A 23,165-nucleotide genomic window follows, 5' to 3' on the forward strand; every position below is an offset into this window, starting at 1 on the left:
CACGTTTTCTCACCCCGAGTTCCGCCGGCCCTCGCTCCCAAAAGATCATGGCTGTCCTCTGCTGATCCCTGCGCAGAGCCATCTCGCGAGAGACAACGCGCAAGGTTCGACTCCATACGAATGGCCTGCCTCAACCGGAGTGCGGAACGATCCCGGAGTGGGTATCTTGTTGGCGCGGGACAAGGCAATCCCGCTGCCGGGTCCTCTATCGCGTGGCCCGGATGAGTCAACACAGGGAGAGAACATGCCAGGGAAACTGATTGTGGGCGGCCTCGTGGTCGCCGCCGCAGGGGTCGGGTATTACCACTACGAGGTCCGGCAGGTCGAGCAGAAGCTCGACGACATGGTGGAGATGCTCCAGCCGCTCGGCACGCTGCACTACTCCGACGTCGGCATCGGCCTCGGGGGCGAACTGCACGTCAACGGGCTGCTGTTTGAACCCAACAACACGGCCATCGGCCGCATGCGGGCGGACCGCATCACCCTGGAAGCCGGAAACCTGTGGCGTCTCGCCCGGCTTCGGCACACGCTGGATGCCCGACGCCTGCCGCGGCAGCTCGGGTTTTCCGTGCACGGGCTGACCCTGCCGGCCGGCATCGCCGCAGGCGCGCAGGGCGACACGCCTGCGCTGTGGCTCGACACCGCCGGCTGCGGGGCCTATCAGGCCGCCCCGCCGGATGCGCTGATGGCCGAACTCGGCTATCGCGACATCCCGCTGGACTTCGGCGCCCACTACCACCTCGAAGAGGACCGCAACAGTTTGACCGTGCACAGCACGTTCGGCATGGGCCCACTGGGCCAGGGCACCTCCACCGGACGCTTCGACATCCAGGCCGCCTCGAACCGGGCCCGCGATCTCGCTCCGGCGCTAATGACCGCCTCGCTACAATCCTTGACCGTGGGGTACGCGGACCGCGGGTACTACCCTGCACTGATGGAGTTCTGCGCAAACGAGATGGAGATGGCTCTCGAGGACTATACCGAGCACCACAAAGGCGCCTGGGTCGAGGCCTGGCGCCCCTTCGGCGTGCAGCCCGGGCCCGCCATGGTCGATGCCTACGGACGCTTCATCGAGGATCCCAAGGACGTTTCGCTGCGTATCGGCCCGATCGACAACCCGGCGCTGCTCTGGGCCAACGTCGACACCCCGACCCACCTGCTACGTCGGGTCGAGTCCAGCCTGACCGTGGCCGGAAAACACTACGGTCGCGTCGATCTGCGCCCCGTCACCCCGGGCCCCGCCAGACCGACGACGACCGAGAATACGAACTTGAACACGGGCCCGGCCGCCTCGGCCACGGCACCCGATTTATCGCCTGTCCCGAACATCGCACTGAATGCACTGGGCGACCACATCGGCCGCAATCTCCGCATCCAGCTCGCCGACGGGCGCGCCCGCGATGGCGAACTGCTCGGAATCGAGGAGGAGCACATCCGTGTGCGCCGACGCTTCGGCAGCGGCTACATGGTCGTGCCAATCGCGCTGTCCGACATTGCCGAGGTGCGCCCACTCCGCTGAGGCCTGCGCGGCCGCCATTGCAGAAAACTGCTGGAGCACAACATGGCATTGCACCACGCTACACCCGGAGAGATCGTGGACGTCCGCCCCCTGGGGAAAGAACTGCGCGGATCAAAAAGTGCAACGCTGCTGCGTTCGGAACACTTGCAAGTCTTCCGCGTCGTGCTCCCCAAAGGCGAAGAGTTCAGTGATCACGCCGTACCCGGAGAGATCACGGTCCAATGCCTGGAAGGCTCGGTCGATTTCCGCATCGGGGAAGACCGACCCCAGCGGCTCACCGCCGGCGCCCTGATCTACCTGAATGGGGGTCAGCCCCATGCCCTCACGGCGCTGGAAGACGCGTCAGTCCTGGTGACCATCTATCACCCGCGATAGCCTGATCCACCGGGCCGGGTTCCCGGCCCAGGCGCCACTCGGCACCTGGTTGAGAAGGAACCGCCTGCTTCTGCGGGCTCGAGCAGAGCCCCCCCGGGCCCAACTCCGCGGATCCGACCGAGCCCATTGCTGTCGCCCGTACGACGCCTCGTCTCGCGCGCGGCAAACGCCGCAACCGGAACGCACGCCGCCCCTGGCCGCAAGGCGTGCCACCTCATAGAACCTTTACGAAATAATCCGCAAATTCAATCTTAAGGCGATTTGCCGCATCCGCCGCCACCCGGCATTCCTCGTTAAATTCGTCGCTGAACGCACTCTTGGCTCGATGCAGCTTGCGCACACCCGCCGCCCCGATCCAGGCACCATCGCGTTCCAGACCGGCCTCCTCGTAGTACATACTTCCGCACTCGTTATATTGATCTCTAAGCTCGGATCGATTGCCTAAATAATGTTCGACCCTCGCCTGAACCCGCGCGCTCTGCTCCTGATCGATTCTTAGACTAATCACCTTCCCAACCTCACAGAGAAGATCATCGTGGCTCAGCCCACTGCAATACTTTTCCTTGTAGGCATCGATTTCGCCGTCCTCGGTCGATGCTCTTTCGATCTCGATTAGTGCCTCGTAAGCCAACCGACAGTCTTCCGAGTCTTCGCGAGCCTGATGGCATTCAGAAGACCGATCATAGGCGGCCTCTCGGTCCTTGTAGGGTTCGGCGGAACCACCACAGCCTGCCAACAGGGCTGGAAGCATGATCAAAATGAGCCTGGGTTTCATCGTGCATCCTCGAACAATCATGCGTTTACCGACCAACAGGCCGTCTGGAAGAGGCGGGAGAGAGGTGCGGTGCGGACCCCGCACCATGACCAGCCCGGGTTGCCCCGGGACCATGGTCGGATCTTGGTAGCGCTTAGAGCGACGAGGTCGCGTCCAAGCGCTAGTCAGCGCGTGGCTGGGGCGGAACCGATTGCTTCTGCGAGCTGGAATAGACGCTCAGGGCGGTCACGGTCAGCAGGATCAATCCCATGCCAAAGACCTGGAGTGCGCCCAGGGTCTCGCTCAGGAACACCACGCCGAACAGCGACGCAGTCACCGGCTCGACCATCGCCACGATGGACGCGACGGCGGGTGCCGTGTGGTTCAGGCCGATGATGTAGAAAATGAACGACAATCCGGCGCCCAGCACGCCCAGTATCACGAACAACGGCCAGCTCGGCGTGCTCAGCACAGCCACGGTCTGGTCGGGATCGCCCAGCCCGAACAGGATGACGACCAGTACCGCGAACGCAATCACCAGAATCGCCTGCGGGCTGCCGTGGGGTGCCGCGAACTTGAAGCCGAAGATAAAGACCGCGTAGGACAGCCCGGAAGCCAGACCGGCCCCGGCGGCGATCGGCGTCACGTCACCGGCACCGATATCGTAAATACCCGTCAGCAGCACCACACCCAGCATGACCATCGCGATCGCGACCCACTTGAACAGGGTGGGTTTTTCGAGCCCAAGTGCAAAAGAGACGAGATAAACGAATACCGGCGCGCAGTACATCAGTGTCGCAGCCACCGCGACACTGCCCTCGGCGATGCTCAGGAAGTAGAAGGTGAAGTTGCCCGCAACCCCCAGGCCGGCGATCGCCGACCAGAACCACATGCGGCCACTGGCCAATCCGCTGCCATGCGGGCGAATCGCAAGCCAGGCGAGCACGAACAGCAGCCCGATCGCGCCCCGGTAGAACGACACCACCACCGGATCCCAACCCTGGCCCGTGAGAATGCCCCCAATCCCGCCGGACAGCCCCCAGGAAAACGCCGCCAGGGCGACGAACAGCGTGCTCAGACCCACCACTTTTTCGGATGAAAGCGACCTCAGCGGGGTCGGTGCGCCCTGTGCCATTCAGCCAGTCCCTATCGTGGGTCGTGAGTGAGTCCCGACCCGTCGATCTGCTGGTCGGCGACATGTTTCGCGTTGACCCCGCGATGGGTCAGCGAAACGCCGCACAATATAACAGCGCCGCGCGTCGTGATGTTGGGAGACATCAACGAGCGCGGGACATTGGAGAAGCCCTTGCCCCTGGGATGGAGGCGCGGCTCGAAAGGACGGCCTGAGCCCTTGCCGCCCTCGCAGCTCCCCTGCAAATCAGTCGTGGACGATGATGCGCGCGCCGGCGGGGTCGATATCGACGCGGGAACTCGAATACTCGCAGGCGTCCGCGATTTCCTTCAGCTCTGGCATATTGTTGAGCTCCGCCAGTTTCCGCAACAGGCCGCCTTCGCAGTCGCATTGCATCCCTCGGTCGGGATCGGCTGTGCACTTGAACTCACCCCCGTCCACCGACCAGTCCATGCCCGATGGCATCTGCAGGATGACGGGCTCCTCGCGCATTACCTGCATCTTCACCCGATCCGTGTTCTCGCCTCGCTCCCAATCCACGGTCGGCAAATTGTCTCTGGCCATCATGTCACTCCTTCCATCCGAATATCCCGCGTAGTGGCACGCGATCCATGCCCAGCATACGAGGCGCCTTCCGGCCCTTGCTTTGATGCCAGGCCCCTTCCACTTTCCGCCAAAATGGGCTGATGTCAGGCTGCAGTCCGTACGGTGTCAAACATAACGAAGATCGTTGGTGTCCTTTGTTGCTCGCACATCCTTTGCGCCACTCAAGCCGACGCGGCGGGGCCGATTTGTGCGGGAAGGCGCCGCGGCTGCTCCTCTGGCGACGCCGGCCTGCCAAATCCGAAGTAGACCCCATAGCGCGGGCTCACTGGCACTCAGGCCGACACTCCTGTACACAAGGAGCGCCTGTCACAAACACCATCCGGAGCTTGCATGTCCATGAAACCGTTCCTACTGATCGCCTTGCCCCTGGCCGCACTCATGGCGGCCCCTGCTGCTTGGGCCGACGACGGCGAGATCCAGCGCATCCTGGAGGCCAAGGGGGCCGCATGGGAAGCCGGCGATGGCGAGGCCTGGGCACGCGACTATGCGGAGAATGCCGGGGTGATCAATCTGGTCGGCACACGCCTCGAGGACCGTTCGAGCAATGCACAACGGCATACGGACTTGCTGCAGGGCCCCTTTGCCGGAACCTCGCTAAGCGTCGACGTACAGGACATCATCCTGCTCGGCGACGACACCGCCTTCGCAGAAGTCATGTTTCGGGTTTCGGGCATTGAATCCATGCCGGACGGTCTGCCGGACCGCGGCGACGGCGAGCTGCACACGCGTATGAGCTTCCTGTTCGAACGCCACGATCACCACGGCTGGCAGATCCAGTTCGGACAAAACACCGCCGTGCACCCATAGCAGCCGTCGGGATCAGACCTGGCCTTTCGTCCCCGCCGGAACCCTCCAGGGGCAAACGGCAAGCTCTGACCCCATAGATATTCAACTCTTAGCGTGGTCCGGCGCCGCTATTTCTCTGGCCGATTCAGCCCTTCAGGGTCGCGATGGCCTGCACCGTGTTCTCCTTCACCGGGCGCGGCCGCTCCGGCTTGAAGTTCCGGATGTACTCGACCACCTCGGGGCCGGTGAGCACGGGTACCGACAGGTCGGACGAACGCCCCAGCGAGACATCCGGGTGGGTGAACAGCACGATCGGCTGGATCCAGCGCTTCGCCTTGCGGCTCTTCAGATATTCACTCAGCAACCACACCTGCTTCTTCACCTGCCTGATGGGATTGCGCATCTCCTTGCCATAGCGGTTTCCGCGACGCCCCGTCTTGCTCACGGTCCATTGCGACCGGCTCTCGTCACAGTCGATCGCCCCGTTGTTGTGCTTCACCTCGATCACGAACACCGCCTCCGGTCCGGTCACCACCAGGTCGGCCTCCACCATCCCGGTGCGGGACTGTTCGCTGGGCAGATCCACCTGATTGAAGATCGCAAATGAATCCGGGAGCTTCGAAAGCCAGTCCAGGGCCGCATCCTCGCCGCGCGCTCCCGCCTCGATCACCGCACTGCCACCGATGCTGCCATACAGGGCCGCCACGCCCGCAAGCGCTACGAGCCCTACGAGCGGATGAATGAAGAAGGCCGCAACCGCGACCGGAAGGCCCAGGATCAGGACCAGATTCCGCCCCTTCGCCTGAATCGCCTTCGACTCCTCAGTCAATCGATTCGCGGTCACATACCGAGTATTCGCCATGGCCCCTTCCTTTTCATTTCCGGAACGAATCGAACGCCTCCACGATGCCAGATTGAGCCCGACTACTGGACCGGCTTCGTTCCGCGGCAGCCGGGATACTGCGTACACCCCCAGAACTCCTGGCCGACCCTGGAGCCGCGACGTGCCTTCCGCTTCATCATCGCCTCGCCGCATTTCGGACAGGCCGGCCCCGCCGGGGCCTCATGCCGTTCGCGTAGCTGCTGCACGTGGGCCCGGTGCGTATGCCGAGAAGGCTCCAGCCGGCGACCGTTCAGCTGGTCCACCAGGGCCTGCACCTCGTCATCGCTCCACACCTTCGTGCGGAACGAACGGATGTAGCCCAGCAGCCCCAGGCCCCGGACCACGTTCTCGGGCATCGGCGTCTTGAAACGACTGCTGCCGACAAAGACCACCACCGAATGGATCGTCTCGGGCTCGACCTGCAGCGCATCGGAAATCGCCCGTTCATGCCGGTAGTTCTGGCGCAGCGGATTCTGGAAGCGAAACGACCGGCGGTAGAAACGTTGCGTCCATTGAGCCTGCCGCGCATCGCCAAAGATCCACCCGCGCATATTCTTCGTCTCGATGACGAAAATGCCGAAGCGGGACACCAGCACATGGTCCACCTGCGTCGTGCCGTCGCCCGTCTCCAGCGTGACATCGTGAAGCGCGTGCCCCGCCTTGCCGTCCAGCCCAACCGACAGAATCAGGCGAACCACAAGCTCACCCACCCAGCCCTTTACCATCGGCAGCCGACCGATGGCGAACAGTCCGACCAGGATCCAGGCCCACCAGAATCGCAGCATCCCCTCCAGAAATGCCCCGCCCAGATTGATATCCATCACATCCCCTTCTTGGCTCTCCGGGCTAGTAAAGCTGGACACAGCGTCGGCCCCCACGAAGATCAGGTTGCCGTCTTCTTGGGAAGCCACTCATTCGTGCGCCAGATCCAGGCACAGTTGGAGATCCGCGCCATCGATCGCTCCGTTCACACCGACCCCGACGCTTCATACCTCGCCGAAGACCCCGCCCCTTACAGCCTCACTCATGGCCGAAAATGGCCACTCCAAGGCCAAGGACCATCCCTGCTCAGGCGCCAACTGGTTGATCGGAAGCTACTCTTGGAGATCCGATCTCGTCATGCGTTTCCCGTCATGGCACCGTCATGTCCGCAGAAAGGCGGAGCTCAGACCTTGCCTTTTGCTCTTACAAGCATTAATAAAATGGTAGTTCCGTCCGGAATCTGGCTGTTGTCGCCACCCTTAACGGCGGTCCTGGCGGAACCCCCGGAAATGATGGGCTGGTGAAATCTCTATCGCTGTTCTTCTTTGTCAAACCGAAGGGATATATACATGAAAACCGCTGCTTTCATTGCAGTTCTGTCTGCCGGCCTTCTTACTGGCCCTGTATCTGCGCAGTGGAACAACCCGTCTGCCCAGTGGGGTGGCTACAATGCGCCCGCCGCCCCTATGCCCAGCCCCTCAAGCTCTTGGCCCAACAGCTCTTCCAGGTCGGACTGGCGGTGCAGTAGCTATACGGCCTCTGCCTGGGATCGCCAGCTCGCCGGCTGTGACCGCTACAACACGATCCCGGGTCTTGACCCGAATACTGGCAACTCGAGCATCATGCGCCGGAACTCTCGCGGCGAAACCTACACCCGGGGTAGTGACGGCGAATGGAAGCGTAACCGCGCATACGACTAGATGGGGTTGCCATTTTTTCTGGGGCTTGTCCACCACCGATACCAGCGCACGGAACTTCGGGGCCAGACTATACTTTTTGCCCTTCACTAAAAGCCTGAAGGGAAAAGGCATGGTCTGGCCCCGTGGTCGCTACCCTTTTAGTACGTCCCGTCGACGGCCTCCGGATCCCCGGAGTCGCCCTCTAACACGACCCTGTAGCGCAATAGGTTGTCCTTAATCGAAAACTCCACCGGCCAGGCGCTCAGCCTCTCGAAGATCGGTACCCCCTTTTCGATATCGAGAAGCTGCAAGGCCTCACCATGCACGCCGCGACGCCAGACCAGCGCGGCCCGCAGCGCCCGATGTTCCCCATGCTCGAAGACCTGGGCACGCTCGATCCCTGATGTAACCGCGCCGCGCGACTCCGCGTACCGCAGCGCTCCATCCCGGAAGACGCATACATGGTCCATCCCCCGTCGGTAATGGGCGAAGATTTCTACCGCCCCCTCACGAACAGGCACATCTAGCGAAAACACCTCCATCTGCCGAGTGTCCGCACCGTACCAAGAACGCTCCGCCTCTCTTGGATCTCTGCCTTCAACACGCAGTCTGCGATTCCACGCCCTGTCACAACGACAGGCTTGCGCCTCAGCGTCGGCCGCAATCATGCTGACCACCGGCTGCTCAACCTCTAACGCACCACCCTCAAGCATCCCGAGCAACACATCGGTGTACCGGCAAGCCCATTCCTCCTCGTTCGACCCCTGCAGCAAAGCGTGGGCGACCTGGAAATGCACCCCGACCGGCCCGGGCGCCGCCAGGCACGCTGCCAGAGTTGAAGAAGCCTTATCAGCATCCGCTGCCCGCAAGGCTCGCTCCAGCACATCATCACAGGGGCCGCCAGACCAAACCGGCGCCGGCGCCGGCGCCCCAATAAGAACCCCCAAAACAAACCCACCCACAGCCTTTCGGCTAATCGACTTCAACGCATCGATCCCCGGTTGACACTGCGTCGCATCATCGCCCAAAACATTTCCGGCGTCCTCCTTTCAGTTCGTCTGCCTCACCCCGCAAGCGGCCACCCGGCACATACCTTGCCCTTTACCCGACGACAAAAGTCTGCATGGGCAAAGCAGGAGCACAAAAACGGGCACCACATCAGAGTCACGCCGGGGTCAGACCTTGCCTTTTCCGTGCGTTACCGCGGTCCGACCCCGTTATAAGATCCCGATCCGGCAGCAACCTCTTGATTGCAACCTACTGCTGGGGGTCCGACCCGGTCACTCCGGATATAGACTTAGGGTACCGACGGGAGTGATACCGCTCATCTGACAGGAGAGTAGTCGCATGCTTCGCATCGCTGCTGTGTTGCTGGGTCTCCTGATCCTTACCGGCTGCATTAGCACCCAGAGCTGGGAGGCAACGCGCGTGCTGCAGGACATCGAGGCCGGCGCGGGACCGAGCACGCTGAAGGCCCGCACACCCGAGCCCATGCGCCAAACGCTCACGCTCGAGACGGGCGAAGGTGACATCGCGGCCGACCTCTATCATCCCCAGCAGGATGTGGGGGCCCGCATCGTCCTCGTGCCGGGCTTCACGCCACAGGGCAAGGACGACCGCCGGCTGGTGCAACTCGCCACTACGCTGGCGCGGGCACGCTTCCTGGTGCTGGTGCCCGACCTGCAGGGTACGAAAGACCTCAGTGTGCGCCCCGAGGATGCCGCTGCCATCGGTGATGCCGCGGCCCTACTGGCCCGTCTGGAGGTGGACCGCGCCACCGATGAACAAGAGGTGGGGGTCGCGGCGATCTCTTATGCCGTGGGCCTTGCAGTCCTGGCGACGCTGACGCCGGAGGGGGAGGAGGCCATCGACTTCCTGGTCGCGATCGGCGGCTACTACGACACGAAGAACGTGATCACCTTCTCCACCACAGGGGCGTTCCGGGAGCCCGGATCGGCCCACTGGCAGACGCGCACGCCTGACCCGCAGGCGAAGTGGATCTCCCTGCGCGGCAATCTGCACATGCTGAATGACCGCGAAGACCGCGCGATTCTCGAAGAAATCGCGCGGCGGCGCATGGGCGACTCCGAGGCCCCCATCGACGACGTGGCCGATGATCTCGGCGATGAGGGGCGAAGCCTATTGGCGTTAATCCTGAACGATGACCAGGAGCGCGTCCCGGCGCTCCTGGACGATCTGCCGGCCAGCGCGCAGGCGGCCATCGAGATGCTGTCCCTGACCAACCGCGACCTCTCGCATCTTTCCAACGGTGCCATCCTGATCCACGGTCGAGCCGACACGATGATCCCGCACACCGAAAGCGAGCGCCTCGCCCGTGCAATCGGCGACGCCGACCTGCACCTGATCGATGGCTTCTCCCACATCGATTCGCAAGGCGTGGGATTCATCGGCCAGTGGCAGCTTATCCGCGCAGTGACGGACCTGATCGCGCGGCGATCGGATTGACCCTGTGGATGGATCCTCGCCACACAAACACGCGCGGCGAACACAGCGACAAATGCAGCGGTAATTACGGCGTCGCCTCGACCGAGACGAGCCCCTTCCTGGCTCGCGTCATCAGGACCCTCCTTGGCCCATGGCCTCACCCGAAACCCGAGCCCGACCGCCTCAGACCGTCAAGCAGATCATGGGTGTCCTCTTCTTCTCTCAGCGGAAACTGAAATCCCCACAAACACCGCTCATCTGTGCGCCATCCAACAGATGAATCGTTTCCACGTGTAGTAGTTTCCTCGTGTAGAAAGAAGATCCTGCGCGCTCGACACGCAATGGCCGTCCGGGATCGGCAGGGGCGATTGCCTCCGCATGAACCTCCATCAAAGCCGGCCGACATACGCTGGGATCTCCAATTGATCATTAGAGGACTCACGAGCACCCGCACTGAACACCCGCTTACAACCGCTGCACCCGGCTGGCGGCGGCGCACCCCAGATTCCGGATAAGGGACTCATCGCAACCCAACATTCCGCCGGCGACCGCATCAAGCCCCTCGCGATCCCAATTCGTAGCCATCACCGGACGGTCGGTGGGCCTGAAAGATCGCCCTAATACCTGGAACATTCGCCCACCCACTTGCCCGCCGAATCCCCCTTACCTACGTAATCTCTCGATGGACGCCATGGCGCACGATCTGTTCCAACAGGTACTCAGCCTTCTTCAGACCTATCCGTATCTGTTCATTTTTATCGGCATGCTCGTCGCGGGCGAAGTCGTGCTCTTGCCGGCGATATACCTGGCGGCGACCGGGCGCCTTGATCTTGCTGCAGTCATCTCGCTGGCAATACTGGCCACCGTCTTGTCGGACCTCTTCTGGTACGGGCTGGGAAGAAAATTCCCCGCTTCGGCACTCGACCGCATCCCTGGACACCACAGCAACAACGCCGTTCGTGGTCTGGAACGCCTGTTCAATCGCAAGGGCGTGCAGATCCTGTTTCTATCCAAGTTTGTATATGGCACACGGACGGCGGCCCAAGTGCTTGCGGGAGTACACGATATGCGTTTTCAAACCTATCTCATCGTCAATTTCCTCGCCGTCCTAACGTTGTTCGCCGTCTTCGTTTCTCTCGCCTATTCGGTCGTCGGCACGACGCGCCAACTTGGCGACCTGATTGAGGATATCGAGATCGCCTTCCTGATATTCATCGTCATTGCGGTGTCCGCCAATTATATCGCGAGCCGGGTGTTGAGGAACCGATGGTCTCGGTAGTGATACCAGCCTTCAATGAGGTCGGAACCATCGCCGATGTCATTGCGTGTGCACGCCAGCATCCTTGGGTTGGGGAAATCCTCGTGGTCGATGATGGCTCTACGGATGCGACGGCCCAGGTCGCAGAGGCCGCGGGTGCCCGCGTCATCCGCCTGGCTCGAAACACGGGCAAGACGACCGCATTGGATGCAGGCGTGCGTTCGGCGAAATCTAACGTCCTGTTATTTCTCGACGCTGACGTGACTGGCCACACACAGCAGACCTTGTCCCGGATCATGCAGCCTGTCATCGAGGGACGCGTCGAGATGAATGTTGGCTTGCGCGCTCGATCGACGCTGATACTCAACCAGGCGCTGCGATTCTTCCCAATTATCGGCGGAGATCGGGCATTGACCCGCCGGCTCTGGGAGGCCGTACCGACGAGTTCCGTGCAGGGTTTCCAGATCGAGATCGCCTTGAACTACACCTCCAAGCAATTCGAGAAGGGGATGGCGTTCGAACTCGTGCATGGTACGTTCCACCACATTAAAGAAAGGAAATATGGGGTCGTGTGTGGCGCTACCCAACGCGCGATGATGATCCGACAAATCCTGTCGATATCATTCCGGCTTTACATACTTGGCTGGATCAAGGAGAGGGCTGTACGTATCAGGAAGAGGAACAAGGTCGATAGCGGAATTGATTTCTAGCTAATGTCTGATTCCCGCCGCCAAGGAGGCTCTAATCGTCAAGAAGATCATGGGTGTCCTCTTCTTTCGTCCTCCGCACATGACGAACTGCAGCACAAGCTGCGTCAGGAACGTGATTTCAGCGACGCCGTGATCGACGGCCTGCCCGCCGTGTTCTGTGTGCTGGATGACACCGGTCGTTTCATCCGCTGGAACCACAACTTCAAGCGGGTGACCGGCCTGGAGGGCAACGAACTGACCCGCATCAATGCCGTGGATCTCTTCGCCGGCGAGGATCAGCCTCGTGTGGCCCAGGCGATCAGTCGCGTCTTCGAAACCGGCTCGGCCGACGTCGAGGCAGCCATGCGCGGTGCGTCCGGGGCGTACATCCCCTACTACTTCACCGGTCTGCGGGTAGAGCTCAACGGACAACCCTGTCTGACCGGGACCGGATTCGACATCTCTGCCCGCAAACAGATCGAAGCCGAGCTGCATCATCAGGCCCACCATGACAGCCTGACCGGCCTCATGAGCTGGGGGGCATTCGATGAATTGCTGCCGCTCGAAGTCCAACGCGCCCGCCGTTACGGGTCGCCGTTGAGCTTGATCATGTGTGATATCGACCACTTCAAGTCGGTTAACGACCGTCATGGTCATGCAACCGGTGACCTAATCCTGTGCCAGGTAGCGGACACGCTGGAAGCCAATCTGCGCGGCAGCGACGTGCTGATACGCTGGGGCGGCGAAGAGTTTCTTGCACTCCTGCCGGAGACCAAAGCAGAGGACGCCGGGGCCTTGGCCGAGACCCTGCGTGCCCTGTTGGCCCGGACTCGATTCCCGATACACGAGCAGGTCACGGCAAGCCTCGGAGTCACGGAGTACCGTCCCGATGAATCGCCCCGCAGTCTGCTCAAGCGCGTCGACGATGCGCTGTACAGCGTCAAAGAATCCGGCGGCAACCGGGTCGCCTTGCTATAAAGACCGCACGGCGAAAAGGCGAGCGGTTTATTTTCCGGCGACCGAGCTGCGGCGTCGACTCCCGGGTTTCAGACCTTGCCTCTGGCTGTTGGCCGTACATGGCAGGCAGGGGCCCAGGTCTGGCCTGCGGCATACGCCGCCCCGCGTGCGCGGATTGTCAAAATGAACGGCTTATCCCTCGAAACCGCGCCCCATAGCCGAGACGCCCGCCGATTCGACCTTTCGCGTGCAACTGCGCCATCTGCGCATGGGTGTCCTTTCCTGCTTTGCGGGAGCGTTGCGTGGGCCAGACGCGGGTACCACTTGAGCGGGACCGAAATCCGTCGACCGTCCATCAGGCCGACCACCAGGTCATGCTCGGTGAAATCCACGGATGCCACACGCTCATCCGCTGTCGTCGCCGTTAGCCCTTTTTGCGGGCTTCGTCCACGTCGTCCGCCAGCCACGCCTTGATCAGGGATTGGTAGGGCATGTCACGCTTGTTGGCTTCGATCTTGATGCGGTCGAGGAGCGACTCCGGCAAGCGCAGGGAGATCGTCCGGGTAGAAGGCTTGAGATTCGGGAGCTCGACCGCCGCGGCGCGGTTCCAATCGACGTACTCACTCGAATCATGGCTCTCCCAGAACGCCCGCTCTTCTGCCTCGTCCTTGAACTCAGGAATCTTCTTGATATTGCTCATAGATGGCTCGCTCTTTGCGGTGCATATCCCGGGCCGAAATCACACGGATTCTCGTGCTTCGCTCGCGCAGCGTGAACGTAATGTGCAGCCGGCGACCTTCATGAGTGACACCCAACGCGTGGTGGCGAGGCTCCCTCCGACTGTGTACCTCGTCTGCCAGGACCAGCAAGGGGGCATTGAAGAACACCTGCTCCGCCTCTGACTGGCCCACACCGTGTTTGTCCACGCTCTTCCGGGCATTTCCCTCGTCCCAGTCGAACCCGGTAATGTCCTTCCACTGGATCATTTTTGTATATTACCAACATATACAGACTGCCTCCAGAGACAGTCCGCTTTTCCGTGTATGCATGTCAGTCTGCAAGGGTGCCAACCAGCGCGGAACAAAACAGCGGCTTAAGGCGTACATGCCCGTCCGACCGGACCTGCAAAGAGGCCAGACGCCGGGGTCAAACCTTGCCTTTTGCCTTCCGCCGGAAACTTCCAGAGGCAAAAGGAGAGCTCTGAGCCCATAGCTCAGCAGCTGGCGTGACCCAAACCAACGAGTCTCCGGGAAACCCGGGGCGGTTCACCCTTCCCGGCAGGTGATGGCGATTCGCCCGCGGCATGACTTCCCTCCCTGGAATGCCCATTTGATGGCCGAAATCACCGCTTCAAGCCCGACTCGCGCCCTTTCTAGACCGGTTTCCTTCGGTTTTTCCGTACGTTACCGAGGTCCGACCCCGTTATCCCCCCATCTCTCTTCTCCCTTCTCCCCGACTGCCCCCCCGCCTCGCAATCAATGCCTCGCACTGCGGATCACGGTTTATGGCTCTCAAACCACTCGAGGATGAGTTCCAGGCGTTTGACCAGATTCACCGGAGTGCCGTCCCGGGACAGGTTGTGGCCTTCGCCATCGAATACCGCCAGCTCGCTCTCTACGTCGTTATTAAGCAGCGCGTAGAACCACTCCTGGCCCTGCCCGATCGGGGTCACCCGGTCATCGGTAGAGTGGATGATCAGCGTCGGCGTACTCACCTGGTCGGCGTACTTGAGCGGTGAGCGTCCCCAGTAATAGTCGTAGTTCGTCCAGATCGTGCCGCCAAACTCGGCATTCATCCTTGTCGGCACGTAGTCCTGGGTGCCGGCCTCAGAGATCCAGTTGGAGACACTGCGCTGGGTGACCGCCGCGCGGAAGCGATCGGTCTGCGTGGTGATCCAGTTGGTCAGAAAGCCGCCATGGCTGCCACCGGTCAGAAACTGGCGCTCCTCGTCGATCCAGTGGTAGCGCTCCAACGCCGCGTCCAGGGCCTGCATATTGTCGCGGTAGTCCACCCCACCGTAGTCCTGGTACACCGAGGCCTGGAACTCGTAACCGTAGCCGGTCGAACCCCGATAGTTGGTGAACAGCATCGCGTAGCCCGCGCCCGCGATCATCTGAAACTCGTGGAACCAGCGATGGCCCCACATATGCGCCGGACCGCCACGAATGTTCAACACCAGCGGCCAGTCATCGCCGGCGTCGAACCCTTTGGGCCGTAGCAGGAACGCATCCACCGTGCGGCCATCCTCGACCTCGTAGCTGAAGCGTTCGAGCTCGGTCCGGTAACGTGATTCCAACAGAGTGTCGTTGAAGCCCGTCAGGCGTCGCGACTCGAACCCGTCACTGTCGGCGACGTGCACCTCCGGCATCCGGGTTTCGTCTTCGACCAGCAAGGCCAGGGACTCGCCGTCGGCGGCAAAGTCGAGATCGCTGAGAGCGGCTTCATCACCGAGGACCACCTCGCTGTCACCATCGGGGTGCAAGCGAATCAGTGGACGGCTGCCGCGGAAGTCCGCCAATACCAGGGGGCGATCGAACCCCTCGGGCCACCAGGCCTGCGTAACGGAGAAGTCCATGCCATCGTGCAGTACCTTGTGGTCGTCGTTGTCGATCCCGATGCGGTGCAGTTCCACGGGACGATAACGGTCGGACTGATAGAGAAAGGCGACCTGGCGCCCGTCGGGCGAGAACAGTGGGTCGGTGACACGCCCATCGGGCGCGGACAGCTTGCGTTCCTCACGGCTTTCGAGATCGAGCAGGTAGATGTCCTGATTGAAGCTGCCGTCGTACTCGCGGCCGCTGCGGTCGACATTGAACGCCAGGAAGCGGCCATCGGGCGAAACCGTCGGGTTGTTGTGGTTCCACTCGGCGTCCCCTGCCAAACGCTCGAGTTCGCCGCTTGCCGAATCCAGCAACCACAAGGTGCGGCGGCTCTCATCCAGCCAACCCTGCGACTCACGACGGCTGAGCGGCCGCGAATAGACCTTCACATCCGCCTGCGGTGCGTCATCCCCCTGCTCCTCCTGCGCGGGATCCTCGACGGCCGGGTCGATGGTCAGGGTAACGATCAGGTGTTGACCATCAGGCAGCCAGGCAAAGTGAGAAAGATCGCCCTGTTCAATCTCGGTGATGGCATGGGCTTCACCACCGTCAATGGGTATCAGATGAATCTGGGCGTCCTCGTCGACGGTCCTCAAGAAGGCCACTTGCCGCCCATCGGGAGAAAAACGGGGATGACGATCGGACTCACCCTGGGTGAACTGGCTTGCCGATTCCGAGCCATCAGCCGGCACCATCCAGATGCTCGATTCCCGATTGCGGCGTTCATCGTCCACGCGACTGCGCACGAAGACGACATGGCCAGCATCCGGCGAAAGCCTCGGCTCGGTCGCGAACACGAAGTCGTAATAGTCGGCGGGCACCATCGGCTCCGGCGGCTCCGCCCATACCGACGGCGTGTAGAAGATGACGATCAGCAACAGTGTTCGGGTCATGGAGTCCTCGAGGGAAAGGAAATGCCCCGAGTTTGCCGCAACGAGATCATGGGTGTCCTTTTCTCGCCCATGGCCGAAATCACCGCTTCAAGCCCGACTCGCGCCCTTTCTAGACCGGTTTCCTTCGGTTTTTCCGTACGTTACCGAGGTCCGAGCCCTTACTTCCCTCTTCCTTTGAGGTCATGAATGCCCCTTACCCCTTTTCCGCTTCACCCGGTACATTTCGCCATCCGCACGGCTCAGCAAGGTATCGGCGTCCTCTCCGTCAGCGGGATAGCAGGCCACGCCAATGCTACAAGACGGTATGATCCCGCCGAACTCGGCGCCTAGGGGCTCGTCCATGGCCGATTGAATGTGCTCGACCTTTCTGGAAACGGCACCCTCCACCTGGATATCCGTCAGCAGGACAATAAACTCATCCCCGCCCATCCGCGCCACCGTGTCCGTCTCCCGCACGCAGCCCTCCAGCCGCCGGGCGATCGTACAAAGCACACGGTCCCCCACCGCGTGTCCATGGACATCATTGATCACCTTGAAGTCGTTGATATCCAGAAACAGCAAGGCCAGGTGGTTCTGGTAGCGATGGGCCGAATGTATCGCCAGATCCAGGCGGTCATAGAACAGCGATCGGTTGGTCAGTCCTGTCAGCGGATCATGATGGGCGAGGAAGCGCAGTTCCTCCTCGGCCTCCCGCAGGGCCGTCACGTCCCGCGCAACCCCAATCCGCACACCCTCCTCCTCGACCCAGTGGGCCGACCAAAGGATGTACACGACACCGCCATCTTTGCGGATATAGCGGTTACGGAAATCGACGTGAGGCTTGCCCTCCATGACCCGAACAATGGAGGCCAGTGAGGCCGCCAGGTCTTCCGGATGCATATAGTCGGTGATCGTGGTTCCGATCAGCTCCTCCGCGCGATAACCAAGCAGATCCTCACAGGCATCAGTCACGAAGACGATCTGATTGTCCCGATCGACCACAAAGACCGTGTCGAGGATCAGATGGATCAGCCTGGCCGAGAGCGCTTGAAGGTCAACGGGCATTGGTCAAGGATATCTGGTCCACGGACTCACACTCTAGGGAAACACTGATTAATCTGCGCACTCGCGCTCGAGTCGCTTTTGCGTGCGAACAAGGCGCGGTGACTGCCGTGCAGTCATTCTGCACTAGGGAGCCGCAACCGTTCGGCGACGGTTCGGCGACGGGGTCGGACCACGACAACCTACTGACTTCATGGATTTATATCGCGCCAAACCCCCTTTCTAGAGGCTTATCCGCCCCATTTCGCCGTCAAAACCGTTGATCAACCCCATAACTCGCCCCATCGTCGCGCACCCATGCGGTATCCCCCGTCTGTTCAACGTGGCGCCCCGGCGACCGCACCCCCAGCGCCCGGTGCACTTCGTCCACATACGACCGGTCCCCTACCGCTACGGCCGTCGTCCACCACTCATCCCGACTGGCGCGATCCGAGGCCAGCGCCTCCTCCACCCACAAACGATGACACTCTCTCAGCTCAGCTACGGAACCGATCTCCAGCGTATCCAGCAGGGCCTGCTCATCAATGACTCGGTAACGGTCCGGTGGTGCCTGGATCTCCCGATATCCGCTGGCTTCCCACTCCGAAGGATGCTTCACCACCCCCGCCCGGACCATGTTCAGGTCGATGTACACCAGGCAGCGCGCGAGGTGGGCCCCGGTCTGCACGGCAGTGGCATGGTAGCGGTCTTCCCAGACAGCGCCCTTGCGCGCCTTGCGCCGGTTGTATGACTGGCCAACCCGGCCCGCGATCAACTGCATGGAACGCGCAATCTCGCCTCCGCCCCCATCGCGCACCAGCAGGTGTACATGGTTAGAGGTCACTATGTAGTTGAGCACACAGAGTCCGTAACGTTGGCGCGCCTGGTACAGCCAGTAGCGCCAGAGCCTCCGGTCGCGGGCGAACTTCAGCAGAAACTCCTGCTTGTGACAACGATGGGTAACGTGCCAGACATGGCCCGGCAGATGATGGCGATTCGCCCGTGGCATGGCTTCCCTCCCTGGAACGCCCTTTTGATGGCCGAAATGACCGCTTTAAGCTCGAATCGCGCCCTTTATAGACCAGTTTACCGCTGTTTTTCCGTAGGTTACCGAGGTCCGACCCCGTTATTGCTTGCCCAACCCGGCCCGCGATCAACTGCATGGAACGCGCAATCTCGGCTCCGCCCCCATCGCGCACCAGCAGGTGTACATGGTTGGAGTTCACTATGTAGTTGAGCACACAGAATCCGTAACGCTGGCGCGCCTGGTACAGCCAGTAGCGCCAGAGCCTCCGGTCCCGGGCAAACTTCAGCAGAAACTCCTGCTTGTGACAACGATGCGTAACGTGCCAGACATGGCCCGACAGATGATGGCGATTCGCCCGTGGCATGGCTTCCCTCCCTGGAACGCCCATTTGATGGCCGAAATGACCGCTTTAAGCTCGAATCGCGACCTTTCTAGACCGGTTTACCGCTGTTTTTCCGTAGGTTACCGAGGTCCGACCCCGTCATTCCAAAGGCCGACCCCGTTCTTGCTTGATCTTCCAACAAGGCTCGAGACGCGCTCGTCGACCACAGCGCTTCTACAAATACAATCGACAAAACCAAAAATAAGACGAAAACCGAGAAAATAAGCCCGATCACATCATCGCCGTAGCCCTCTCGTGCCACTTCTAGCAGCGCAATAATCGACACACACGAAATAAGCAAACAACAAAACGCCAGAACAGCATACAATGCATCCAAAAACCGAAGCCACCTAAGATCGATCTTAGATATGAAATACCCCGTTTTGTGATTGTACTCTAAATATCGCCGCCCTTTTTTAAAAAGGACAATCTTTTTCAACGGATTGCCGGATGAAACCAACGACAAAATGCATATAGCTGAAAGCCGAAATCCAAAAAGCGCCCGGAAGTACACCTCAATTCCGATGTCTGCATACTGATCCGCCGACGCGTCCAGCGCCCGCTTAAACTCACAGAACTTCTGGCGATCTACTTTAAATCGGCTATACCTTGCTAGCGACCAATGATGGTATGCCACCAGCGCCAAAATCGCCAACGCCAACAGCCCAATACCATAGCCCAAAAGATCATTTAGATCCCGATTGGTAAAAAGCGCTTGAACAACCTCCAGCATCCGAACGCCTGAATCCATACCCGCCTCCCTGGCTTACACACAAAACACATCCGCACCAACACGGTGAGCGAACTGCGTTGGTGATACTAGCGCCGCGCCAATTCGAAACCCTCGCCACACCGGAGCGCGCGGCGAATACAACGACAGTTACAGTGGTAACACGGCGTCGTCTCGGCCGATACGAGCTCCTTCATGGCTCGAGTCATCAGGACCCTCCTTGGCCTGCAATCATCCCGAAACCTAGCCCGACCGCCTCAGTCCGTCAAGAAGATCATGGGTGTCCTCTTCTCTTTGTTTTTTCCTCACCAACTTGCGATTCCTAGCCCGACCGAGAATAAGACAATGCCAATCACCCCCGTTTTATCCCCCTGATTCTTATCTGTCTGGTGTTGCTTTATCGCAACCCCAAACACAATTACGCCAAGCACGATCAAAAGCAGTGCAAAAGTGCTCATGAGTTACGCCCCCATTTCTGTGACATAAGTCCCCGTAGGCCTACGCCAAGTTTACCTGCACCGCTGGCAGACCCTGCCCTGCCGTGCAGCTACTTACCAGCTTGCCACCACACCACGAAGACTGCCCCGACTAGCCACACCTGTAAAGCCCCTAAAATCCTGGACACTCACTAACACTGATTTCACGCCGTAATGGCCAGTGCGGGCCGGTGCGCCTCACGCACCTCGGCGGAGAAATCAATAAGAGACCATGGGTGTCCTCTTCTTGCCCCACTTCCCGGCAGATGATGGCGATTCGCCCACGGGATTGCTTCCGTACCTGGAAGTCCCATTTGATGGACGAAATGATCGCTTGAAGCTCTATTCGCGCCCTTTCTAGACCGTTTTCCTTCGGTGTTTCCGTAGGTTACCGAGGTCCGACCCCGTTATCTGAGCTCAGGCGTCTTCCTCTAGTCACGAGTCTTCTTTCAGCCTCATCCTTTTCCGCCCAGAATGCTAGACAGTTCCGCCAAAAACGTTTTCGTATCCAAGAAGTAATTTGGGTATGCCTTCCGCAAGGAATCAAGAGAGTCCGCAGCCACCAAAACCGCATCTGCTCCCTCAATATTCGAAACGCTCTTTTCAGCCTCTAGGTAAGCTTCGGTTGCCTGAGCAAGCTCGTTTTTTCTGTATCCGACAATATCGAGCGTTTCTTCCGCTGGCTTGAGAACCATGAGGTAGTATTTCGAACCCCGAATTCCAGCATCTTCCAGCGTCCGCAAGGCCTCACCGAAAGCAGTTAAACGGTCCGCGACTTTAAGGCGGTCCTCTTGACTCCGAATTTCTTCCAAAATCACATCGTAATCAGTCGGCGTTCCCGGCACCACCTTGCACCCCTCGCGAATTGCGAAAGCTGAACTAACGAGCGCGAAGAAGTGCAACCATTCGGTTGAGCCTTCGCTGGACTTTAGCGCTTGCCGAAGAAACGTGCCCATTGTTTCAACCGCAGTTGCCCATGCGTGTTGGAGTCCAGAACGAATTTGCACTTCTATGAGATGCCCATTGTATGTCTCGTTCCGGTCACTTCGATATCGGTAAACTAAATGAACACCCCTGTAGCCGGACGCTTTTGGCTCGGCTATGTAGTCCTTCTGATTAACTAGGACATGACGGATTTCACTGTTTAGATAAGAATTGCACAAGGCAAATACAACGTCCACGCTCCCAACTACTGCCCTGCACCCACCAATATCTTGCATACGGGACAACTTCATGCCATCGAAGCGGCGGAGCTTAGCGACGATGGATGGAACCCGCTTCAGTCTCTGCGCCACCAGCGCTTCGTTGTCAATCCGTCTAGCTCTTTGGCGCAGGTTTACCTGGAAGGTATTCATCGGAAAACTGTGTGATGAACGCCAGTTGTTGATAACCTGCAATGCCTCGTTTTGTTGATGCGTGGGCAGACGGCCTTCGGCTAACGCTCGACCAGCTTTATCAACTTGTCGCTTACTGTTCTTGGGTACACTCCATGCCACGGGTTGTTTCCTCAGGTTTTTCGCTCTTAAACCACTTGACTCGATTGACTGGGGGGCTAGCTGCGTTGAGGAGCCAGCCAGCGCCACTGGGGTCAAACCTTGTCTGTTGACCCTCGTGCCCGAAGCGCCCGCACAAAAAAGGGCGCCGTCCTGCGGCGCCCTCTTCTGTTGCTGCGTCGCCATCTCCCTGGCTCCGTTCTGTTGGGTCTCCGCCTCGCCGGGTTAATCCCAGCTCAACGCCCCACCCGTCTGATACTCCGTAACCCGCGTCTCAAAGAAGTTCTTTTCCTTCTTCAGATCCAGCACTTCGCTCATCCACGGGAACGGGTTGTCGGCACCCGGGTACATCTCGGCCAGGCCGATCTGCGCGCAGCGGCGGTTGGCGATGAAGTGCAGGTACTCCTCGAACATCTGGGCGTTCATGCCGAGCACGCCGCGGGGCATGGTGTCGCGGGCGTACTGCGCCTCCAGCTCGACCGCGTCCCGGATCAGGGTACGCATCTCGTCCTTGAAGTCTTCGGTCCACAGGTGCGGGTTCTCGACCTTGATCTGGTTGATCACGTCGATGCCAAAGTTCATGTGCATGGACTCGTCACGCAGGATGTACTGGAACTGCTCGGCCACGCCGGTCATCTTGTTGCGCCGGCCCATGGAGAGGATCTGCACGAAGCCGACGTAGAAGAAGATGCCCTCGAACACGACGTAGAAGGCGATCAGTTCGCGCAGCAGCTTCTGGTCCGCCTCCGGCGTGCCGGTGCGGAAGTTCGGGTCCGCCAGGTGCTTGGTGAACGGCAGGGCCCATTCGGCCTTGACGGCGACGGAGGGCACCTCGCGGTACATGTTGAAGATCTCGCCCTCGTCCAACCCCAAGGACTCCACGCAGTACTGGTAGGCGTGGGTGTGCACGGCCTCCTCGAAGGCCTGGCGCAGCAGGTACTGGCGGCACTCGGGGTTGGTGATGTGGCGGTACACGGCCAGCACCAGGTTGTTCGCCACCAGCGAGTCAGCGGTGGAGAAGAAGCCCAGGTTGCGCTTGACGATGGTGCGCTCGTCCTCGGTCAGACCATTCGGGTCCTTCCACAGGGCGATGTCCGCGTTCATGTTGATTTCCTGCGGCATCCAGTGGTTGGCGCAGCCGTCCAGGTACTTCTGCCAGGCCCACTTGTACTTGAAGGGCACGAGCTGGTTGAGGTCCGCGTGGCAGTTGATGATCTTCTTGTCATCCACGCGGATGCGCTCGGCGCCCATCTCGATGTCTTCCAGGCCGGTGCCGGTCAGGGCCTCCTCGTTGGGCTCGGCCAGCGGCTGGCCGGCGTTTTCCGGTTCCGGCGGGACGCTGGGCGCTGCGCCGGCGGTGCTCATCAGGGCTTCGTTCTCCTGAAAGCCCATGCCCGGGCGTACGGCGGGTTGTTTCTGGCCTTCGCCTTTTACGGCGGCAATCGGATCGTCCCAGGAAAGCATAGTGTCCCTCTTCTT

Annotated in this window: 21 protein-coding genes and 4 pseudogenes; 7 read left to right on the forward strand and 18 right to left on the reverse strand. The window is 60.5% G+C overall.

The genetic code is table 11. The features are described 5' to 3' along the window. Positions 1-244: 244 nt before the first annotated feature. Positions 245-1,519 (forward strand): hypothetical protein, encoded by a 1,275-nt coding sequence (locus TVD_RS09040; protein ID WP_047251413.1) that lies wholly within the window; start codon positions 245-247, stop codon positions 1,517-1,519. A 42-nt stretch (positions 1,520-1,561) separates the two neighbouring features. After that, positions 1,562-1,894, forward strand: a complete 333-nt coding sequence (locus TVD_RS14290) for a cupin domain-containing protein (RefSeq protein ID WP_082119113.1) — start codon at positions 1,562-1,564, stop codon at positions 1,892-1,894. A gap of 214 nt (positions 1,895-2,108) precedes the next feature. Here TVD_RS14290 and TVD_RS09050 read toward each other — a convergent pair whose 3' ends face one another. The 3 genes from TVD_RS09050 to TVD_RS09060 all read right to left on the reverse strand — a co-directional run bounded on the left by TVD_RS09050 (position 2,109) and on the right by TVD_RS09060 (position 4,347). Next, complete coding sequence (locus TVD_RS09050; RefSeq protein WP_047251415.1) at positions 2,109-2,669, reverse strand: hypothetical protein; 561 nt, start codon at positions 2,667-2,669, stop codon at positions 2,109-2,111. A gap of 160 nt (positions 2,670-2,829) precedes the next feature. Beyond that, complete coding sequence (locus TVD_RS09055) at positions 2,830-3,783, reverse strand: DMT family transporter (RefSeq protein ID WP_047251416.1); 954 nt, start codon at positions 3,781-3,783, stop codon at positions 2,830-2,832. A 243-nt stretch (positions 3,784-4,026) separates the two neighbouring features. Further along, a complete protein-coding gene (locus tag TVD_RS09060) occupies positions 4,027-4,347 on the reverse strand; it encodes a hypothetical protein (RefSeq protein WP_019594142.1) in 321 nt (106 codons plus the stop codon). Positions 4,348-4,716: 369 nt separating this feature from the next. Between TVD_RS09060 and TVD_RS09065 the strand changes: the two genes are divergently transcribed. Further along, a complete protein-coding gene (locus TVD_RS09065) occupies positions 4,717-5,193 on the forward strand; it encodes an SgcJ/EcaC family oxidoreductase (RefSeq protein WP_047251417.1) in 477 nt (158 codons plus the stop codon). Between the two features lie 124 nt (positions 5,194-5,317). On the opposite strand, the gene TVD_RS09070 is transcribed toward TVD_RS09065, so the two are convergent. The 3 genes from TVD_RS09070 to TVD_RS09080 all read right to left on the reverse strand — a co-directional run bounded on the left by TVD_RS09070 (position 5,318) and on the right by TVD_RS09080 (position 8,744). Next, positions 5,318-6,034 (reverse strand): nuclease-related domain-containing protein, encoded by a 717-nt coding sequence (locus TVD_RS09070; protein ID WP_047251418.1) that lies wholly within the window; start codon positions 6,032-6,034, stop codon positions 5,318-5,320. A 62-nt stretch (positions 6,035-6,096) separates the two neighbouring features. Beyond that, a complete protein-coding gene (locus TVD_RS09075) occupies positions 6,097-6,876 on the reverse strand; it encodes a nuclease-related domain-containing protein (protein ID WP_047251419.1) in 780 nt (259 codons plus the stop codon). 998 nt (positions 6,877-7,874) lie between these two features. After that, the gene (locus TVD_RS09080; protein WP_240472264.1) at positions 7,875-8,744 is read right to left on the reverse strand and encodes a hypothetical protein; all 870 of its coding nucleotides are present in this window, start codon (positions 8,742-8,744) and stop codon (positions 7,875-7,877) included. 319 nt (positions 8,745-9,063) lie between these two features. On the opposite strand from TVD_RS09080, the gene TVD_RS09085 reads away from it, so the two are divergent. Next, complete coding sequence (locus TVD_RS09085; RefSeq protein ID WP_047251420.1) at positions 9,064-10,182, forward strand: RNA methyltransferase; 1,119 nt, start codon at positions 9,064-9,066, stop codon at positions 10,180-10,182. Here TVD_RS09085 and TVD_RS15060 read toward each other — a convergent pair. Continuing rightward, positions 10,183-10,294 (reverse strand): annotated as a pseudogene (locus tag TVD_RS15060) (transposase); the annotation flags it as partial. It abuts the gene before it with no gap. A 558-nt stretch (positions 10,295-10,852) separates the two neighbouring features. On the opposite strand from TVD_RS15060, the gene TVD_RS09090 reads away from it, so the two are divergent. The 3 genes from TVD_RS09090 to TVD_RS09100 are packed head-to-tail and all read left to right on the forward strand — an operon-like array spanning position 10,853 to position 13,086. Beyond that, entirely contained in the window at positions 10,853-11,440 is a 588-nt protein-coding gene (locus TVD_RS09090; protein ID WP_019563984.1) for a DedA family protein, read from the forward strand. Continuing rightward, complete coding sequence (locus tag TVD_RS09095) at positions 11,428-12,129, forward strand: glycosyltransferase family 2 protein (RefSeq protein ID WP_047251421.1); 702 nt, start codon at positions 11,428-11,430, stop codon at positions 12,127-12,129. Before TVD_RS09090 ends, TVD_RS09095 begins: the two co-directional genes overlap by 13 nt. Positions 12,130-12,132: 3 nt before the next feature. Continuing rightward, positions 12,133-13,086, forward strand: coding sequence for a sensor domain-containing diguanylate cyclase (locus tag TVD_RS09100; protein WP_240472266.1), 954 nt, complete (start codon positions 12,133-12,135; stop codon positions 13,084-13,086). 260 nt (positions 13,087-13,346) lie between these two features. On the opposite strand, the pseudogene TVD_RS14295 reads toward TVD_RS09100, so the two are convergent. From TVD_RS14295 to TVD_RS09140, 11 genes and pseudogenes are all read right to left on the reverse strand, one after another. Next, a pseudogene (locus TVD_RS14295) lies at positions 13,347-13,532 on the reverse strand (DUF2442 domain-containing protein); the annotation flags it as partial. Then, the gene (locus tag TVD_RS09105) at positions 13,490-13,765 is read right to left on the reverse strand and encodes a BrnA antitoxin family protein (protein WP_047251423.1); all 276 of its coding nucleotides are present in this window, start codon (positions 13,763-13,765) and stop codon (positions 13,490-13,492) included. The pseudogene TVD_RS14295 and the gene TVD_RS09105, both read right to left, overlap by 43 nt. Beyond that, entirely contained in the window at positions 13,740-14,051 is a 312-nt protein-coding gene (locus TVD_RS09110) for a BrnT family toxin (protein WP_047251424.1), read from the reverse strand. Before TVD_RS09110 ends, TVD_RS09105 begins: the two co-directional genes overlap by 26 nt. A 509-nt stretch (positions 14,052-14,560) precedes the next feature. Further along, a complete protein-coding gene (locus TVD_RS09115) occupies positions 14,561-16,558 on the reverse strand; it encodes a S9 family peptidase (protein WP_047251425.1) in 1,998 nt (665 codons plus the stop codon). Between the two features lie 180 nt (positions 16,559-16,738). Then, complete coding sequence (locus TVD_RS09120) at positions 16,739-17,602, reverse strand: sensor domain-containing diguanylate cyclase (RefSeq protein ID WP_047251426.1); 864 nt, start codon at positions 17,600-17,602, stop codon at positions 16,739-16,741. A 247-nt stretch (positions 17,603-17,849) separates the two neighbouring features. Further along, positions 17,850-18,587: a transposase gene (locus TVD_RS09125; RefSeq protein ID WP_047251427.1), complete on the reverse strand. Its 738-nt coding sequence runs from the start codon at positions 18,585-18,587 to the stop codon at positions 17,850-17,852. A 121-nt stretch (positions 18,588-18,708) separates the two neighbouring features. Next, positions 18,709-18,969, reverse strand: a pseudogene (locus TVD_RS14305) (transposase); the annotation flags it as partial. Between the two features lie 67 nt (positions 18,970-19,036). Continuing rightward, positions 19,037-19,738, reverse strand: a complete 702-nt coding sequence (locus tag TVD_RS09130) for a hypothetical protein (RefSeq protein ID WP_047251428.1) — start codon at positions 19,736-19,738, stop codon at positions 19,037-19,039. A 92-nt stretch (positions 19,739-19,830) separates the two neighbouring features. Further along, positions 19,831-19,926: pseudogene (locus TVD_RS14310) on the reverse strand (transposase); the annotation flags it as partial. Positions 19,927-20,648: 722 nt separating this feature from the next. After that, a complete protein-coding gene (locus TVD_RS09135) occupies positions 20,649-21,689 on the reverse strand; it encodes a RelA/SpoT domain-containing protein (RefSeq protein ID WP_047251956.1) in 1,041 nt (346 codons plus the stop codon). A gap of 222 nt (positions 21,690-21,911) precedes the next feature. After that, positions 21,912-23,150, reverse strand: a complete 1,239-nt coding sequence (locus TVD_RS09140) for a ribonucleotide-diphosphate reductase subunit beta (RefSeq protein ID WP_018168655.1) — start codon at positions 23,148-23,150, stop codon at positions 21,912-21,914. Positions 23,151-23,165 lie beyond the last annotated feature (15 nt).

Source organism: Thioalkalivibrio versutus (assembly GCF_001020955.1).
GTDB classification, from domain to species: Bacteria; Pseudomonadota; Gammaproteobacteria; order Ectothiorhodospirales; family Ectothiorhodospiraceae; genus Thioalkalivibrio; species Thioalkalivibrio versutus.